At 71.2% G+C, this 17,534-nt stretch carries 14 protein-coding genes; 5 read left to right on the forward strand and 9 right to left on the reverse strand.

The window, feature by feature from the left end; all coding sequences use genetic code 11:
• Positions 1-86: 86 nt before the first annotated feature.
• From pyk to pta, 3 genes are all read right to left on the reverse strand, one after another.
• Positions 87-1,517, reverse strand: coding sequence for a pyruvate kinase (gene pyk / locus ACFZP7_RS24115; RefSeq protein WP_030970621.1), 1,431 nt, complete (start codon positions 1,515-1,517; stop codon positions 87-89).
• Positions 1,518-1,590: 73 nt separating this feature from the next.
• Positions 1,591-2,808, reverse strand: a complete 1,218-nt coding sequence (locus tag ACFZP7_RS24120) for an acetate kinase (protein ID WP_031016337.1) — start codon at positions 2,806-2,808, stop codon at positions 1,591-1,593.
• Positions 2,805-4,898, reverse strand: a complete 2,094-nt coding sequence (pta, locus tag ACFZP7_RS24125) for a phosphate acetyltransferase (protein ID WP_019326806.1) — start codon at positions 4,896-4,898, stop codon at positions 2,805-2,807. The genes ACFZP7_RS24120 and pta overlap by 4 nt, the downstream gene beginning before the upstream one ends.
• Before the next feature lie 253 nt (positions 4,899-5,151).
• On the opposite strand from pta, the gene ACFZP7_RS24130 reads away from it, so the two are divergent.
• The gene (locus tag ACFZP7_RS24130; protein ID WP_019326805.1) at positions 5,152-6,177 is read left to right on the forward strand and encodes an ATP-dependent 6-phosphofructokinase; all 1,026 of its coding nucleotides are present in this window, start codon (positions 5,152-5,154) and stop codon (positions 6,175-6,177) included.
• Between the two features lie 89 nt (positions 6,178-6,266).
• On the opposite strand, the gene ACFZP7_RS24135 is transcribed toward ACFZP7_RS24130, so the two are convergent.
• From ACFZP7_RS24135 to ACFZP7_RS24160, 6 genes are all read right to left on the reverse strand, one after another.
• Complete coding sequence (locus ACFZP7_RS24135; RefSeq protein WP_030970624.1) at positions 6,267-6,980, reverse strand: helix-turn-helix transcriptional regulator; 714 nt, start codon at positions 6,978-6,980, stop codon at positions 6,267-6,269.
• A gap of 89 nt (positions 6,981-7,069) precedes the next feature.
• Entirely contained in the window at positions 7,070-7,963 is an 894-nt protein-coding gene (locus tag ACFZP7_RS24140) for a carbohydrate ABC transporter permease (protein WP_385635646.1), read from the reverse strand.
• Between the two features lies 1 nt (position 7,964).
• Positions 7,965-8,852: a carbohydrate ABC transporter permease gene (locus ACFZP7_RS24145; protein WP_385635648.1), complete on the reverse strand. Its 888-nt coding sequence runs from the start codon at positions 8,850-8,852 to the stop codon at positions 7,965-7,967.
• Positions 8,849-10,228 (reverse strand): extracellular solute-binding protein, encoded by a 1,380-nt coding sequence (locus tag ACFZP7_RS24150; RefSeq protein WP_385635650.1) that lies wholly within the window; start codon positions 10,226-10,228, stop codon positions 8,849-8,851. The genes ACFZP7_RS24145 and ACFZP7_RS24150 overlap by 4 nt, the downstream gene beginning before the upstream one ends.
• A gap of 106 nt (positions 10,229-10,334) precedes the next feature.
• A complete protein-coding gene (locus tag ACFZP7_RS24155) occupies positions 10,335-11,039 on the reverse strand; it encodes a response regulator (RefSeq protein WP_031016347.1) in 705 nt (234 codons plus the stop codon).
• Entirely contained in the window at positions 11,036-12,739 is a 1,704-nt protein-coding gene (locus ACFZP7_RS24160; protein ID WP_385635652.1) for an ATP-binding protein, read from the reverse strand. Before ACFZP7_RS24160 ends, ACFZP7_RS24155 begins: the two co-directional genes overlap by 4 nt.
• A gap of 154 nt (positions 12,740-12,893) precedes the next feature.
• Between ACFZP7_RS24160 and ACFZP7_RS24165 the strand changes: the two genes are divergently transcribed.
• The 4 genes from ACFZP7_RS24165 (at position 12,894) to ACFZP7_RS24180 (ending at position 17,528) form a co-directional block, all read left to right on the forward strand.
• A complete protein-coding gene (locus ACFZP7_RS24165) occupies positions 12,894-14,291 on the forward strand; it encodes a C4-dicarboxylate transporter DctA (protein ID WP_019326798.1) in 1,398 nt (465 codons plus the stop codon).
• Between the two features lie 128 nt (positions 14,292-14,419).
• Positions 14,420-14,818, forward strand: coding sequence for a MerR family transcriptional regulator (locus tag ACFZP7_RS24170; RefSeq protein WP_019326797.1), 399 nt, complete (start codon positions 14,420-14,422; stop codon positions 14,816-14,818).
• 11 nt (positions 14,819-14,829) lie between these two features.
• The gene (locus ACFZP7_RS24175; protein ID WP_019326796.1) at positions 14,830-15,144 is read left to right on the forward strand and encodes a thioredoxin; all 315 of its coding nucleotides are present in this window, start codon (positions 14,830-14,832) and stop codon (positions 15,142-15,144) included.
• A 119-nt stretch (positions 15,145-15,263) separates the two neighbouring features.
• Positions 15,264-17,528: a HelD family protein gene (locus tag ACFZP7_RS24180; RefSeq protein ID WP_385635655.1), complete on the forward strand. Its 2,265-nt coding sequence runs from the start codon at positions 15,264-15,266 to the stop codon at positions 17,526-17,528.
• The last annotated feature ends 6 nt before the right edge of the window (positions 17,529-17,534 follow it).

Below are 17,534 nucleotides of genomic sequence, written 5' to 3' on the forward strand. Positions count from 1 at the left end.
GACCCGTTCGGGAGCCGCGACACCACTGAGGGCGCCCCCTGTCGCAGGGGGCGCCCTCAGTGCCGTACCGGAAGGGGGGGCGGGTGTCAGCCGCGCCGCGTCTCGCCCAGGTGGAGGACCCGGACCATGTTGGTGGTGCCGGGCACGCCGGGGGGCGAACCGGCGGTGATCACGACGATGTCGCCGTCGCTGAAGCGGCCGAGGCGGGCCGTCTCCTGGTCCACCAGGTCGACCATCTCGTCGGTGGTGTTGACGAAGGGCACCACGTGCGGCTCCACGCCCCAGCTGAGCGCCAGCTGGTTGCGGGTGGACTCGTCGGTGGTGAAGGCCAGGATCGGCTGGGCCGCGCGGTAGCGGGAGAGCCGGCGGGCGGTGTCACCGGACTGGGTGAAGGCCACCAGGCCCTTGCCGCCCAGGAAGTCGGCGATCTCGGCGGCGGCGCGGGCCACCGAACCGCCCTGCGTGCGCGGCTTCTTGCCCGGCACCAGCGGCTGCAGGCCCTTGGAGAGCAGCTCCTGCTCGGCGGCGGTGACGATCTTCGACATCGTCTTGACGGTCTCGATCGGGTACGCGCCCACCGACGACTCGGCGGACAGCATCACCGCGTCGGCGCCGTCCAGGATCGCGTTGGCCACGTCGGAGGCCTCGGCGCGGGTCGGACGGGAGTTGGTGATCATCGACTCCATCATCTGGGTCGCCACGATCACCGGCTTGGCGTTGCGCCGGCACAGTTCGATCAGGCGCTTCTGCACCATGGGGACCTTCTCGAGCGGGTACTCGACGGCCAGGTCGCCACGCGCGACCATCACGCCGTCGAACGCCATCACGACGTCCTCCATGTTGTCGACCGCCTGGGGCTTCTCCACCTTGGCGATCACCGGGACGCGGCGGCCCTCCTCGTCCATCACGCGGTGCACGTCGGCGACGTCCTTGGCGTCCCGGACGAAGGAGAGGGCGACCAGGTCGCAGCCCATCCGCAGCGCGAACCGGAGGTCCTCGACGTCCTTCTCGCTCAGCGCGGGGACGTTGACCGCCGCGCCGGGCAGGTTGATGCCCTTGTGGTCGGAGATGACGCCGCCCTCGATGACGATCGTCTTCACCCGGGGGCCCTCGACCTCGGTGACCTTCAGCTCGACGTTGCCGTCGTTGATGAGCACCTGGTCGCCCTTGGTGACGTCACCGGGCAGGCCCTTGTACGTTGTGCCGCAGATCGTCCGGTCGCCCGGCACGTCCTCGGTGGTGATGGTGAACTCGTCACCGCGCACCAGCTCGACGGGTCCCTCCGCGAAGGTCTCCAGGCGGATCTTCGGGCCCTGGAGGTCGGCGAGGACACCGATGGCCCTGCCGGTCTCCTTGGCGGCGGCCCGGACACGGTCGTAACGGCCCTGGTGCTCGGCGTGCGTGCCGTGGCTGAAGTTGAAGCGGGCCACGTTCATGCCGGCCTCGATCAGCGCAACGAGCTGCTCGTGGGAGTCGACCGCGGGGCCGAGAGTACAGACGATTTTCGAACGGCGCATGGGGCGATCCTATCGGTTTGTTTCGCTGCGGAATATTCCGTCTGGCGGAAAATACAAAAGGGCGGGATGCCGCTCAGGTGAGATTCCCCGAGCCATTTACCAGCGCGTAGGTTTGGGTCGCGATCTCCATTTCCTCGTCGGTCGGCACCACGGCCACCGCCACCCGCGCGTCCGCGGGCGAGATGATCCGCGCCTCATCGCCGCGTACGGCGTTCAGCTCGCCGTCCACCGCCAGGCCGAGCCCCTCCAGGCCCGCCACCGCAGCCTCCCGCACCGGCGCCGAGTTCTCCCCGACGCCGGCCGTGAAGGCCACCGCGTCCACCCGTCCGAGTACGGCGTAATAGGCACCGATGTACTTCTTCAACCGGTGAATGTAGATGTCGAACGCCAGTCGCGCCCGCTCGTCGCCCTCGTCCACCCGGCGGCGGATCTCCCGCATGTCGTTGTCGCCGCACAGACCGAACAGACCGCTCCTCTTGTTCAGGAAAGTGTCGATCTCGTCCGTGGACATTCCGCCAACGCGCTCCAAATGGAAGATGACCGCCGGGTCCAGGTCTCCCGACCGCGTACCCATCACCAGGCCCTCCAAGGGGGTCAGTCCCATGGAGGTGTCCACGCACCGGCCGCCCTCGACCGCCGAGGCCGAGGCGCCGTTGCCGAGGTGGAGCACGATGACGTTGACCTCCGAAGGGTCCTTGCCCAGCAGCCGCGCGGTCTCGCGGGAGACGTACGCGTGCGAGGTGCCGTGGAAGCCGTAGCGGCGGACCCGGTACCGGTCGGCGATCTTCGGGTCGATCGCGTAGCGCGCCGCGGACTCCGGCATGGTGGTGTGGAACGCCGTGTCGAAGACCGCCACCTGGGGCAGGTCGGGACGGAGCGCCCGCGCGGTGCGGATACCGGTGAGGTTGGCCGGGTTGTGCAGCGGCGCGACCGGGATCAGCCGCTCGATCTCCGTGAGCACGTTCTCGTCGACGAGGGTCGGCTCGGTGAAGAACATGCCGCCGTGCACCACCCGGTGCCCGATCGCGGCCAGCTCCGGGGAGTCCAGGCCCAGGCCGTCCCGGCCCAGTTCCGCGGCGACCGCCTTGAGGGCGGCCTCGTGGTCGGCGATCGGGCCGTTCTGCTCCCGGGTGTCGCCGTCGGCGACGTGGGTGTGGATCAGCCGGGAGGTCTGCTCGCCGATCCGCTCGACCAGCCCCGCCGCCGGCCGGCTGCCGTCGCGCATGTCGATCAGCTGGTACTTCACCGACGAGGAGCCGGAGTTGAGGACGAGGACACGGGTGGAACTCACTGGGCGGACGCCTTCTCGGTCGGGGACTGCTGGGCCTGGATCGCCGTGATGGCGACGGTGTTGACGATGTCCTGGACGAGCGCGCCCCGGGACAGGTCGTTGACCGGCTTGCGCAGCCCCTGGAGGACCGGGCCGACGGCGATCGCGCCGGCCGAGCGCTGCACGGCCTTGTAGGTGTTGTTGCCGGTGTTGAGGTCGGGGAAGATCAGCACGCTGGCCTGCCCGGCGACCTCCGAGCCCGGCAGCTTGGTCGCGGCGACCGACGGCTCCACGGCCGCGTCGTACTGGATCGGCCCCTCGATGCGCAGGTCGGGCCGGCCGGAGCGGACCAGCTCGGTCGCCTCGCGCACCTTGTCGACGTCGGCGCCGGAACCGGAGGTGCCCGTCGAGTAGGACAGCATCGCGATCCGCGGATCGACGCCGAACTGCGCCGCCGTGGCCGCCGACTGCGTGGCGATGTCGGCGAGCTGCTCCGCGTCCGGGTCCGGGTTGACCGCGCAGTCGCCGTAGACCAGCACCTTGTCGGCCAGGCACATGAAGAACACGGACGACACGATCGACGCGTCCGGCTTGGTCTTGATGATCTCGAAGGCCGGGCGGATCGTCGCCGCCGTGGAGTGCACCGACCCCGACACCATCCCGTCGGCGAACCCTTCCTGCACCATCAGGGTGCCGAAGTAGTTCACGTCGGAGACCACGTCGTACGCCAGCTCCACGGTCACGCCCTTGTGGGCGCGCAGGGCCGCGTACTTCTCGGCGAAGGAGTCCCGCAGCTCGGAGACGGCCGGGTCGATCAGCTCGGCGCCCTCCAGGTCGATGCCCAGGTCGGCGGCCTTCTTGCGGATCTGCTCGACGGGACCGAGCAACGTCAGCTCGCACACGCCCCGGCGCAGCAGCACCTCCGCCGCGTGCAGCACCCGCTCCTCGGTGCCCTCCGGGAGCACGACCCGGCGCAGGTCGGAGCGGGCCTGCTCCAGCAGCTTGTGCTCGAACATCATCGGCGTGACGCGGTCGCTGCTCGGCGCGGAGACCCGCTTGCTGAGGTCGGCGGTGTCGACGTACCGCTCGAAGAGGCCGAGGGCGGTCTCCGCCTTGCGCGGGGTGGCCGCGTTCAGCTTGCCCTCCAGGGAGAACAGCTGCTCGGCGGTGGGGAAGCTGTTGCCGGTCACCGACAGCACCGGGGTGCCGGGGGCCAGGCGGGCGGCGAGGGTGAGGATGCCGTCCCCCGGCACCTCGTTCAGGGTGAGCAGCACACCGGCTATCGGCGGGGTGCCGGCGCTGTGCGCGGCGAGGGTGCCGATCACCAGGTCGGCGCGGTCGCCGGGGGTGATCACCAGGCAGCCCGGGGTCAGGGCGGCGAGCAGGTTGGGCAGCATGGCCCCGCCGAAGACGAAGTCCAGCGCGTCCCGGGCGAGCCCCGAGTCGTCGCCGAGGATCACCTTGGCGCCGAGGGTGTGCGCGATCTGCGAGACGGTCGGCGCGGACAGCGCGGGCTCGTCCGGCACCACCCAGCAGGGCACCGGCAGCCGGCCCCCGAGCAGCCCGGCGATCTCGTCCCGGTCCTCGCGGGCGACCCGGTTGGTCACCATGGCCAGGACGTCGCAGCCCAGCCCGTCGTAGGCGCGGAAGGCGTTGACGGTCTCGGCGAGCACCGACTCGGCGGTCTGCCCGCGCCCGCCCACCACCGGGAGGACGGAGGCGCCGAACTCGTTGGCCAGCCGCGCGTTCAGCGACAGCTCGTCCGGGAGCTGGGTGGCGGCGAAGTCGGTGCCGAGGACGAGGACGACGTCGTAGTCCCGGGCGACCAGGTGGAAGCGGTCGACCAGGGCGGAGACCAGCTCGTCCGTGCCCTGCTCGGCCTGGAGGGCGGACGCCTCCTGGTAGTCCATGCCGTACACGGTGGCGGGGTCCTGCGAGAGCCGGTAGCGGGACCGCAGCAGCTCGAAGAGCCGGTCGGGTCCGTCGTGGACCAGGGGCCGGAAGACGCCGACCCGGTCGACCTGCCGGGTCAGGAGCTCCATGACCCCCAGTTCGACGACCTGGCGGCCGTCGCCGCGGTCGATACCGGTCACGTACACGCTGCGCGTCACGCGTGCTCTCCGTTTCGTCTGTGGTTCGAGTGGTGGCGCTTCGTCCGGGCGGCCGTCCCGTCGCACGGGTGGCGGCCGTCCCGTGCAGAAAAATCGCCCACCGGGGTGAGCGGAACCCTCTTGACAATACCTCCGGCGATGGATAAGGCGCCCGTCAACGACCGCCCGGGTCCGTCAGTGCTCGAGGGCGCCCGGAGCGTGGAACAATTGAATCGGCTCACCGGTGTCAACAGCGAGCAGGAGACACAGCACGATGCGTATCGGCGTACTCACCGCAGGCGGCGACTGCCCCGGCCTGAACGCAGTGATCCGGTCGGTCGTGCACCGAGCGGTCGACAACTACGGCGACGAGGTCATCGGCTTCGAGGACGGCTACGCCGGTCTGCTCGACGGCCGCTACCGCGCCCTCGACCTCAACGCGGTCAGCGGCATCCTGGCCCGCGGCGGCACCATCCTCGGCTCCTCCCGCCTGGAGCGCGACCGGCTCCGCGAGGCGTGCGAGAACGCCGGGGACATGATCCAGAGCTTCGGCATCGACGCGCTGATCCCGATCGGCGGCGAGGGCACCCTGACGGCCGCCCGGATGCTCTCCGACGCCGGTCTGCCGGTGGTCGGCGTGCCGAAGACCATCGACAACGACATCTCCTCCACCGACCGCACCTTCGGCTTCGACACGGCGGTCGGCGTCGCGACCGAGGCGATGGACCGGCTGAAGACCACCGCCGAGTCCCACCAGCGCGTGATGGTCGTCGAGGTCATGGGCCGGCACGCCGGCTGGATCGCCCTGGAGTCCGGCATGGCCGCCGGCGCCCACGGCATCTGCCTGCCCGAGCGCCCCTTCGACCCGGCCGACCTGGTCAAGATGGTCGAGGAGCGCTTCTCCCGCGGCAAGAAGTTCGCCGTGGTCTGCGTCGCCGAGGGCGCCCACCCCGTCGAGGGGTCCATGGACTACGGCAAGGGCGCCATCGACAAGTTCGGCCACGAGCGCTTCCAGGGCATCGGCACCGCACTGGCGTACGAGCTGGAGCGCCGGCTCGGCAAGGAGGCCAAGCCGGTCATCCTCGGCCACGTCCAGCGCGGCGGCGTGCCCACCGCGTACGACCGGGTGCTCGCCACCCGCTTCGGCTGGCACGCGGTGGAGGCCGCGCACCGGGGCGAGTTCGGCCGCATGACCGCGCTGCGCGGCACGGACGTCGTCATGGTGCCGCTGGCCGAGGCGGTCACCGAGCTGAAGACGGTGCCCAAGGACCGGATGGACGAGGCCGAGTCGGTCTTCTAGCCGGCCCCGACCCCGGCCCCGACCCCGGCCCCGGCTCACGGGCGCCTCTCGGCCGCCGGGCGGCACGGGCGCTCTTCGGCCGCCGGGCCTCACGGGTGCTTCTCGACCGCCGCCCAGAAGTGCTCCACGACCCGGTCGAGGAAGTCACGGCCCGCCGCGCTGGAGTCGGGGCCGCCGCCGCCCCAGCTGAGGGTGGCGGTCATGTGCCCCTGGTAGTCCTGGTGCAGCACCTGGAGGACGTTCTCCAGGACGCGCCGGTCCAGCGGGGCGATCTTGGCGACCGGACGCACATACCCCTGCCAGCGGGTGGTGACGGCGCTGGTCAGCAGCTCGGCGAGCTTCTCCTCGCGCCCGGTGACGGCCACGAAGTCGGGCAGCGCGAGGTCCAGCACATGGGCGAGCGCGGCCGACTGGCGGTCGGTGCCGCGCCAGCCGTCCGTCTCCTCCATCCGCAGGTAGGCGGTGAGCGCCACCCCGGCGGCACGCGCCACGTCCTCCGGCGCCAGGCCGCGTGCGACGCGGTGCTCGCGCAGGGTCTGGGGGCGGCCAATCAGGTCGCCGGGCGAGCACCACAGCACCCCGGCGAGCGCGGTGAGTTCGGAACCGGCGGGGGAGGCGACTCCGCGCTCCCAGGCGATGACGTGGTCCGGGGTGACGTACGGCAGGCCGTACGACACCCGCATGCCGTGGGCGACGTGCTCGGGCCCCATGTTGAGGGCGGCACGCAGCCGGCGGGCGGCGAGGGCGTTGAACGGGGGACCCGACGGGTTCGGGTGAGGTGAGGGTCGGCGCACGCGCCACACCGTAGGGGTCCGGGCACTTCTTGACTACGGGCTGTTCAGCCAGCGATACGGATCGTAGGAACCTACGGGCGGACGCGGACCGGTCCCCGTCATCCCTTGACCGCGCCGCCCAGCGCGAACCCCCCGCCCAGCCGCCGGGAGATCAGCACGTACAGCAGGATCACCGGCGTCGAGTAGACGATCGAGAACGCCGCCAGCTGCCCGTAGGCCACCATGCCCCGGTTGCCGAAGAAGTCGTTGATGCTCACCGAGGCCGGCATCTGGTCCGGGGTGAGCAGCAGCATGAACGGGACGAAGAAGTTCCCCCACATCATCACGAACGAGAAGACGGTCACCACCGCCACGCCCGGCCCCATCAGCGGCAGCACGATCCGCAGCAGCGACTGGAGAGACGACGCGCCGTCCGTCCACGCCGCCTCCTCCAGCTCCTTGGGCACGCCGTCCATGAAGTTCTTCATCAGCCAGATGGCGAAGGGAAGTTGCGAGGCGGCGAAGAAGAAGATCGTCCCCTGCATGGTGTCGATCAGGTTCACCCGCACGAAGAGGGCGTAGACCGGCACCATGATCGCCGTGATCGGCAGGCTGGTCGCGAACAGGACGGTCAGCAGGAACGGCCGGTTCAGCCGTGACGGGAACCGGGAGAGCGGGTACGCCGCGAGCGCCGCGCACACCACCGTCAGGGCCGTCGCGCCGCCGCACAGGACCAGGCTGTTCAGCAGCGGGGTGAAGGTGACCTCCGGGGTGAGGATCGCGTCGAAGTTGTCCAGCGTCACCCCGTCGGGGACCTTCACCCGCAGGCTCGCCCGCGGGTCCAGGGCGGACAGCACCACCCAGGCCAGCGGCAGCACGAAGGCGGCGGCGGCCGCCAGCAGCCCCGCGTCGGCGGCCAGCCGGCGCCGGGTGCGCCGGGAGGCGGGGGTACGGCGGGACGCGGCGGGCGACCGGGTCTTGCGGGCCGCCCGGGGCGCGAGGGTGGACGCCATCTCAGACCTCCGTCCCCAGCAGGCGCAGGTACACGACCGAGAACAGCGAGCCGATCAGCAGCAGCAGGAGCGCCACCGCCGTGCCGTACCCGATCAGGCTGTTCTGGAAGGCCTGCTCGTACATGAACAGCGGCAGCGTCTGGCTCCTGCCGCTCGGGCCGCCGCGGGTCATCACCCAGATCAGCCCGAAGACCGACAGGGTCTGGAGGGTGTTCAGCATGAGGTTGGTGCCGATGGAGCGGCGGATCATCGGCAGCGTGATGTGCCACATCCGGCGCCAGCCGCTCGCCCCGTCCACCTCGGCGGCCTCGGTGACCTCCTTGGGGATCTCGTTGAGCGCCGCCGAGTACACCAGCATGGAGAACGCCGTGCCCCGCCACACGTTGGCGAAGGACACCGCCAGGATCGGCAGCGTGAACAGCCAGTTCTGGGACGGCAGATGGAGCCAGTCCAGGAGGGCGTTGAGGGTGCCCTCGCGGCGGAAGAAGGCGTAGAGCAGGAAGCCGGCCACCACCTCCGGCAGCACCCACGCGGTGACGACGATGCCGCCGGTGAGCGTACGGACCGGCTTGGAGGCCCGCTGCATCAGCGAGGCCAGCGCCAGACCCAGGGTGTTCTGCCCGATCAGCGACGACAGCACCGTGAACACCAGGGTCAGCCATACGGCGTTGAGGAACGCCTCGTCCCCGAAGGCGCGGGTGAAGTTGTCGAAGCCGACGAAGGACTCCTCCGCCTGCCCGGTGAGCTGGAGGTCGGTGAAGGCGATGACGACGCAGTACGCGATCGGGCCGGCGAGGAAGAGCAGCAGCAGGACGACGGCGGGGGTCAGGGGCAGGGCCCGGACCAGCCGGCGGCGCGGGCCGGTGTGCGGGGGCGTGGCAGCGCTCACTCGCCGACCACCTGGCCGCCGGTCGCCTCCTCGAGCGCCTCGTCGTACCCGCGTGCCGCCTCCTCGACCGTCATGTCACCGGTCGTGACGCCCTCCATGGCCTCCTGGACGGCGACGGACACCTTCGGGTACGCCGGGTAGGCGGGCCGGTAGTGGGTGACCTCGACGAGGTCGGTGAAGAACGAGATGCCGGGCTGCGCCTCGACGTACGCGGGATCGTTCGCCACGTCCTCGCGGACCGCGATGCCGGAGTTGGCGACGTACCACTTCTGGGCGTTGGCCTTGGTCTGCATCGTCTTGATGAACTCGAAGGCCAGGTCCGGGTTGCCGGCCTTGGCCGGGATCGCCCAGGTCCAGCCGCCGGACATGCTCACCCTGCCGGGCGCCTGCCCGTGTTGCGTGGGCATGGCGGCCAGTCCCAGCTCCTTCGACCACTCGGGCCACTCGTGCCCGCTGCCCTCCAGCCAGTCCTGCGGCAGCCAGGAGCCGTCGAGCGCGATGCCCAACTTGCCCTGCGGCAGCAGCTCACCGCGCACCTTCGTGCCGAAGTTGGGGTCGAGCGCGTCGGAGACCTCCGGGCCGAGCTTCTCCTTGTACACGGTCTCGACGAAGGCGAGGGAGTCCTCGAACCCCTGCCCCGCCTTGACCCACTTCTTGCTGTCCTTGTCGTACAGCGGGTCGGAGCCGCCGTCCCCCGTGCCGTACAGCAGCATCTGGAAACCCTGCATGGTGGCGGCCTCGCCGGCGGGCTTGCCCGTGTACACGTTGATCGGTGTGACGCCGGGGACCTTCTCCTTGATGGTGCGGGCGGCGTCCAGGACCTCGTCCCAGGTCCCGGGCTGCCAGTCGGCGGGCAGTCCGGCCTTGGCGAACACGTCCTTGCTGAACCACAGCCCCCGGGTGTCCGTCCCGTCCGGCACGCCGTACGTCTTGCCGTCCTCGCCCCTGGCCGCCGCCTTCGCGGTGTCGATGAACCGGTCCCAGTCCTTCCACTTCGCCAGGTAGTCGTCGAGGGGCTTCAGGTAGCCGCTGGTGATGTCGGAGTTGATGAGGAACGTGTCCTCGTAGACCAGATCGGGCGCGGTCTTGGGGGAGCGGAGCATCTGCTGGAGCTTGGTGTAGTACTCCGAGTCCGGCGCCTTGATCGGCACCAGCTCGACCTTCTTCCCCGGGTTGGCCTTCTCGAACTGCTTCTTGATGTCGGCGAGGTAGGTGTCCATCACCTTGATGGAGTTGTCCGTCGACTGCTTGAAGGAGACCTTCACCGTGTCCGGGTCGCCGCCGGAGCCGCTGCCGCAGGCGGCGAGCGAGGCGGAGGCGAGTGCGGTGAGGGCGAACAGGGCGGTGAACCGGACGGACCGGACGGTGGGACGCACGGGCAAGACCTCCTACGGGCACGACGCTGTGGCCGGGACGGCTGCTCGGCGAACGTAAGAGGAGTGGTCTAGTCAGGTCAATGCGTGTGCGGTGGACAACTCGTGTTCATCGGCCCCGCTCGCTCTCCCGCACCCACCGGTACACCAACTCCGGCCGCCCCACCTGCCCGTACAGCGGGCTCCGCCCCGCCCGGCCCGCCTCCACCAGGTGCTCCAGATAGCGGCGGGCCGTGATGCGCGAGATGCCCACCGCCTCCGCGACCCCGGCCGCCGTCAGACCCTCGTCCGAGCCGCGCAGCGCTCCCGTCACCCGTTCCAGCGTCGGACCGCTCAGTCCCTTCGGCAGGGCGGCCGGGCCGGGGGCCCGGAGGGTGGCCAGCGCCCGGTCCACCTCCTCCTGCCCGCTCGCCTCCCCGGCGGTGCCCCGGAACTCCGCGTAGCGCACGAGACGGTCGCGCAGGGTGGCGAAGGTGAACGGCTTCAGCACGTACTGCACGACGCCCAGCGACACCCCCTCGCGGACGACCGTCAGGTCCCGCGCCGACGTCACCGCTATCACGTCGGTGTGGTGCCCGGCGGCCCGCAGCGAACGGGCCAGTTGCAGCCCGTGTCCGTCCGGCAGGTGCAGGTCGAGCAGGAGCAGGTCCACCGGCGTGCGGTCCAGCATCCGCCGGGCCTCCGCCCCGGAGTGCGCCTTGCCGACGGCCGTGAACCCCGGGACCCGGCCGACGTACAGCACGTGCGCGTCGGCGGCCACGGGGTCGTCCTCGACGACCAGGACCCGGATGGGCTGCTCGGCGGTGCCGCTCATACGGCACCCCCGGCCGCACGTCTGCCCGCCGGGGCGTCCGGTGCCGGCGCGCGGCCCTGCGGGTCGTCCAGCGGCAGCCGCGCCTCGAACCGGGCGCCACCGCCCGGTGCCTCCGTCACCGTCAGGGTGCCGCCGTGCCGCTGCACCGCCTGGCTGACCAGCGCCAGCCCCAGACCCCGCCCGCCCTCACCGGCCGGCTTGGTCGAGAAACCCCGCTGGAAGACCAGGTCGGCATGGGCGGGATCGACCCCCGCGCCCGTGTCCGACACGCGCAGCACCAGTTCGGACCCGCCGCCGGCCGCCGGAGCCGCGCCGGTGACCTCGCCGCCCCGGGCCGCCTCCGTGTACGCCGCCACCGTCACCCGCGACGGCACCCGGCCCTGGGCCGCGTCCACCGCGTTGTCGACCAGGTTGCCCAGGATCGTCACCAGGTCCCGGGCGGGCAGGGACGGCGGCAGCAGTCCGTCGTCCAGTCGGCTCTCCCGCGACACCACCAGCTCCACTCCCCGCTCGTTGGCCTGCGCCGTCTTGCCCAGCAGCAGCGCGGCCAGCACCGGCTCGCTCACCGCCGCCACCACCTGGTCGGTCAGCGCCTGCGCCAGTTCCAGTTCGGCCGTCGCGAAGTCCACGGCCTCCTCCGCCCGTCCCAGCTCGATCAGCGAGACGACCGTGTGCAGCCGGTTGGCCGCCTCGTGCGCCTGCGAACGCAGCGCCTGGGTGAAGCCGCGCTCCGAGTTCAGCTCGCCCATCAGCGACTGCAGCTCGGTCACGTCCCGCAGCGTCACCACCGTGCCCCGCCGCTCGCCGCCGGAGACCGGCGAGGTGTTCACCACCAGCACCCGCCGGTCGGTCAGGTGCACCTCGTCCACCCGCGGCTCCGACGCCAGCAGCGCCCCCGTCAGCTGCGCCGGCAGCCCCAGGTCCGCGACGGAGGCGCCCACCACGTCACCGGCCACGCCCAGCAGCTCCCGTCCGCCGTCGTTGATCAACGCGACACGGTACTGCCCGTCCAGCATCAGCAGACCCTCCCGCACCGCGTGCAGCGCCGCCTGATGGTAGTCGTGCATCCGGCTCAGCTCGTCCGCGTTCATCCCGTGCGTGTGCCGGCGCAGCCGCGCGTTGATCACGTACGTGCCGACCGCGCCGAGCAGCAGCGCCCCCGCGGCCACCCCGAGCAGCGCCGTCAGCTGCTCCTGCGCCCGCTTGCTGATCTCCTCGACCTTGATCCCGGCGCTGACCAGTCCGACCACCCGCCCGTCGTCCAGCACCGGTGTCACCGCGCGCACCGACGGCCCGAGCGTGCCCGTGTAGGTCTCGGTGAAGGTCTGGCCCCGCTGGGCGCGCTCGATGTGCCCGCGGAAGGGACGGCCGATCTGCCCCGGGTCCAGGTGGGTCCAGCGGATGCCCTCCGGGTCCATGATCGTCACGAAGTCCACGTCGGTGTCTCGCATGACCCGCACCGCGTACGGCTGGAGCCGCGCGGTCGGATCGGGGGAGCCGATGGCCTCCAGCACGGACGGCGAGTCGGCTATCGCCAGCGACACCGCCCTGGCCTGCCGCCCGGCCGCGTCCTGCGCCTGCCCCCGGTCGCTGATGTAGGTGAACAGCGCGTATCCGGCCACGACGACCGCTATCAGCACGGCCTGCATGGCGAAGAGCTGACCGGCCAGGCTGCGGGGTCTCGGGACGCGGAGGTGCATGCCGCAAGTCTCTCTCCTGGCTTGATTGTGAACTAAATGAACGCAAGGGTGACCGCGCTCACAGCACGGGAGATAGTCGCCGCATCCCCGAAACACACCCCCGGACGTGAGCCGCACGCCGGTGATGCCGACGACGTCGTCAAGGAGGGCCGCCGTGACCAGCAACGCCGCTACGGCACCTGCCGCACCCAAAGCCAAGCGCGACCGCACGCACTATCTCTACATCGCGGTGATCATCGCGGTCGCCCTCGGTATCGCCGTCGGTCTGATCGCGCCCGACTTCGCGACCGAGCTGAAGCCGCTCGGCACCGGCTTCGTGAACCTGATCAAGATGATGATCTCGCCGATCATCTTCTGCACGATCGTGCTGGGCATCGGTTCCGTGCGCAAGGCCGCCAAGGTCGGCGCGGTCGGCGGCATCGCGCTGGTCTACTTCCTGGTGATGTCCCTGGTGGCGCTCGCCATCGGCCTGATCGTCGGCAACATCCTGGACCCGGGCACCGGTCTGGCGGTGACCGACGCCGTCAAGGAGACCGGTCAGGCGCAGGTCGACGCGGAGGCCAAGGGCACCGTCGACTTCCTGATGGGCATCATCCCGACCACCATCGTGTCGGCGTTCACCTCGGGCGAGGTCCTCCAGACGCTGCTGATCGCCCTGCTGTGCGGCTTCGCCCTCCAGGCCATGGGCAACGCCGGTCAGCCGGTCCTGCGCGGCATCGAGCACATCCAGCGGCTGGTCTTCCGCGTCCTGGCGATGATCATGTGGGCCGCTCCGGTCGGCGCCTTCGGCGCCATCGCGGCCGTCACCGGCTCGGCCGGCGTCGACGCCCTCAAGAGCCTGGCCGTGCTGATGCTCGGCTTCTACGTGACCTGCGTCCTCTTCCTCTTCCTGGTCCTGGGCACGCTGCTGCGCGTCGTCGCCGGCGTGAACGTCTTCTCGCTCTTCAAGTACCTGGGCCGCGAGTTCCTGCTGATCCTGTCCACCTCCTCCTCGGAGTCGGCGCTGCCGCGCCTCATCGCGAAGATGGAGCACCTGGGCGTCAGCAAGCCGGTGGTCGGCATCACCGTCCCGACCGGCTACTCCTTCAACCTCGACGGCACCATGATCTACATGACCATGGCCTCGCTGTTCATCGCCGACGCCATGGGCACGCCGATGTCGATCGGCGAGCAGATCCCGCTGCTGCTCTTCCTGCTGGTCGCCTCGAAGGGCGCGGCCGGTGTCTCCGGCGCCGGTCTGGCCACGCTGGCGGGCGGTCTGCAGTCGCACAAGCCCGCCCTGGTGGACGGCATCGGCCTGATCGTCGGTATCGACCGCTTCATGAGCGAGGCCCGCGCGCTGACCAACTTCGGCGGCAACGCCGTGGCCACGGTCCTGATCGGCACCTGGACCAAGGAGATCGACAAGGACCGGGTGAACGAGGTGCTGGCCGGCCGGGCCCCGTTCGACGAGAAGACCCTGCTGGACGACCACCACGGCGCCGACGACGACGCCGGTGACGCGTCCGACCTGCCCGAGCAGGGCGGCGAGAAGGAGCTGGCGCGGGCCTGACGACCGCACGCTCCGGGCGGCTGAGGTGCTCCCCCCGTCGCTCAGCCGCCCGGCCCCCGAAGAAGCCCCGCGCCCCCGGCGCGGGGCTTCTTGCCTTGACGCCCGCGTCAAGGCTTACGTTCGTCCGCATGCGAATCGGCGAGCTGGCCGCACGGGCCGGGACCACGACGCGGACGCTGCGGTACTACGAGTCGCGGGGCCTGCTGCCCGCGCGGCGGGGCGAGAACGGCTACCGGACCTACGACGAGGACGACCTGAGACTGCTGCGGCAGATCAGGACGCTCCAGGACTTCGGGTTCGACCTGGAGGAGACCCGCCCGTTCGTGGAGTGCCTGCGCGCCGGGCACCCCGAGGGCGACTCCTGCCCGGCGTCCCTCGTGGTCTACCGGCGCAAGCTGGCGGAACTGGACACGCTGATCGAGCAGCTGACGTCGGTGCGGGCGCAGGTGGGCGCGCAGCTCGCGCGGGCCGAGGCGGCGGTTCCGGGGGGTCCGGAGCCCAAGTGCGAACTGGGAGGACACGGATGAGGACCAGCGGGGTGCCCGAGGTGACGGACGCGGACTTCGCGGCGGAGGTGATCGGATCGGAGCTGCCCGTGCTGGTGGAGTTCACCGCGGACTGGTGCCCGCCGTGCCGGCAGATGGCCCCGGTGCTCAGCGCCCTCGCCGAGGAGGAGGGGGACCGGCTCCGCATCGTGCAGCTGAACGTCGACCGGAACCCGGCGACCACCCACGCGTACAAGGTGCTGTCGATGCCGACGTTCTTGGTGTTCCGCGGCGGCGAGCCGGTGAAGTCGATGGTGGGCTCCCGGCCCAAGCGGCGGCTCCTCGAGGAACTGGCCGACGTCGTCTGACCGGCCCGGCCCACGAAAAATCCCCCGAGCAATTGCGCTCGGGGGATTTCTCTGCGTATATTCGTTGATTCGTGACTTCAGAAGAATGAGGTCACGAAGAAGTTCAGTAGGCACAGTATATGCGGCCGGGAGTGGAATTGTCAAACACCGAATTTCCGGACGATGAATTGCGGCACGAGCAGGAATTCATCGACGGACTGTACGCGCGTGTGGACGCGCTGCGCGGCGACGCCGAGGTGTCGGTCACCGAGGCCCTCGCGCAGGGCAACACCCCCCAGCAGGCCAGGCTGGAGCGGGACATCCTGGTCGCCGAGCGCTCCGGGCTGCTCGCCGCGCTCAACGCGGTGGACGGCTCCCTCTGCTTCGGCCGGATCGACCTGACCTCCGGGGAGGGCCACCACATCGGCCGCATCGGCCTGCGCGCCGACGACGCCGAACGCACCCCGGTCCTCATCGACTGGCGGGCCGACGTCGCCCGCCCCTTCTACCTGGCCACCGGCCACACCCCGATGGGCCTGCGCCGCCGCCGGCACATCGCGAGCGAGGGCCGCCGGGTCACCGCCCTGCACGACGAGTTCCTCGACGTCGACGACGAGACGCGCACCGGCCACGAGGACCCGTCCGGCGACGCCGTGCTGCTGGCCGCGCTGAACTCGGCGCGCACCGGCCGCATGGGCGACATCGTGCAGACCATCCAGGCCGACCAGGACCGCATCATCCGCGCCCCGCACCGCGGCGTCCTGGTCGTCGAGGGCGGCCCCGGCACCGGCAAGACCGCCGTCGCCCTGCACCGCGCCGCCTACCTCCTCTACGAGCACCGCGAACTGCTCGCCAAGCGCGCCGTCCTCATCGTCGGACCCAACCCGGCCTTCCTCGGCTACATCGGCGAGGTGCTGCCCTCGCTGGGCGAGACCGGCGTGCTCCTGGCCACGGTCGGCGAGCTGTTCCCCGGCGTGAAGGCCACCGCGACGGACACTCCCGAGGCGGCGGCGGTCAAGGGCCGCGCCGAGATGGCCGACGTACTCGCGGACGTGGTCCGCGCCCGGCAGGCGCTGCCCGACCCGGTGATCGCGATCGAGCACGACCGCGAGGTCCTGATGCTGGACGACGGCCTCGTCGGCGTCGCCCGGGAACGCACCCGCGCCGCGAAGCTGCCGCACAACGCCGCCCGCGAGCACTTCGAGGGACACATCCTCAACACGCTGACCGAGCTGTACGCCGAACGCATCGGCACCGACCCCTTCGACGGCTCCAGCCTGCTCGACGCGAGCGACATCACCCAGATCCGCGACGAACTCGCCGAGAACCCCGAGGTCTGGTCGGCCGTCGACCAGCTGTGGCCCCGCCTGACCCCGCACCGCCTGGTCGCCGACTTCCTCGCCGCCCCCGAGGACTTCCTGAGCCCCGAGGACGCCGACGCCGTCCGCCGCCCGGTCACCCGGCACTGGACCGTCGCCGACGTACCCCTGCTGGACGAGGCGGCCGAACTGCTCGGCGTGGACGACCGGTTCGCCCGCACCCGCGCCGAACGCGAGCGGGCGGCGCAGATCGCCTACGCCCAGGGCGTGCTGGACGTGTCGTACGCCTCCCGGACCTACGAGTTCGAGGACAAGGCCGAGGAGGACGCCGAGGTCCTGCTCGCCCACGACATCATCGACGCCGAGCGGTTCGCCGAACGCCAGGAGGCCGAGGACCACCGCAGCGCCGCCGAGCGTGCCGCGGCCGACCGCACCTGGGCCTTCGGCCACATCATCGTGGACGAGGCGCAGGAGCTGTCCCCGATGGCCTGGCGGCTGCTGATGCGCCGCTGTCCGACCCGCTCGATGACCCTGGTCGGCGACCCCGCGCAGACCGCGGAGGCGGCCGGCGTCGGCTCCTGGTCGAAGATCCTCGCCCCCTACGTCGAGGACCGCTGGGAGCACACCCGCCTGGGCGTCAACTACCGCACCCCGGCCGAGATCATGGACGTGGCGGCGGCGGTGGTGCGGGCCGAGGACCCCTCCTTCGAACCGCCGAGTTCGGTGCGGTCCACGGGCGTACGGCCGTTCGTCCGCGCCACCGACGACCTCCCGGCGGCGGTCGCCGAGGCGGTCGGCGAGCTGACCCCCGAGGAGGGCCGTCTCGCCGTCATCGCCCCGCGCGAGCTGCACGCCGCGCTCGCCGCCCGGCTGGACGGCGTCACGGCGGGCGGCGAGCCCGACCTGACCCACCGCGTGGTGCTCCTCGACCCGCGCCAGTCCAAGGGCCTGGAGTTCGACTCCGTCCTGGTGGTCGAGCCCGGCCGCTACGGCACCAGCGACCTGTACGTGGCCCTGACCCGGGCCACCCAGCGCCTCGGCGTCCTGCACACCGGGCCGCTGCCGAAGGGGCTGGTGGACGCGTAGGCCCCG

Source organism: Streptomyces sp. SudanB5_2050 (assembly GCF_964272335.1).
Lineage (GTDB): Bacteria > Actinomycetota > Actinomycetes > Streptomycetales > Streptomycetaceae > Streptomyces > Streptomyces rochei.

Coding starts and splice junctions, on each gene's coding strand:
- pyk (WP_030970621.1), bottom strand. CDS start 1,517: ATGCGCCGTTCGAAAATCGTCTGTACTCTCGGCCCCGCGGTCGACTCC.
- ACFZP7_RS24130 (WP_019326805.1), top strand. CDS start 5,152: ATGCGTATCGGCGTACTCACCGCAGGCGGCGACTGCCCCGGCCTGAAC.
- ACFZP7_RS24140 (WP_385635646.1), bottom strand. CDS start 7,963: ATGGCGTCCACCCTCGCGCCCCGGGCGGCCCGCAAGACCCGGTCGCCC.
- ACFZP7_RS24155 (WP_031016347.1), bottom strand. CDS start 11,039: ATGAGCGGCACCGCCGAGCAGCCCATCCGGGTCCTGGTCGTCGAGGAC.
- ACFZP7_RS24160 (WP_385635652.1), bottom strand. CDS start 12,739: ATGCACCTCCGCGTCCCGAGACCCCGCAGCCTGGCCGGTCAGCTCTTC.
- ACFZP7_RS24170 (WP_019326797.1), top strand. CDS start 14,420: ATGCGAATCGGCGAGCTGGCCGCACGGGCCGGGACCACGACGCGGACG.
- ACFZP7_RS24180 (WP_385635655.1), top strand. CDS start 15,264: ATGCGGCCGGGAGTGGAATTGTCAAACACCGAATTTCCGGACGATGAA.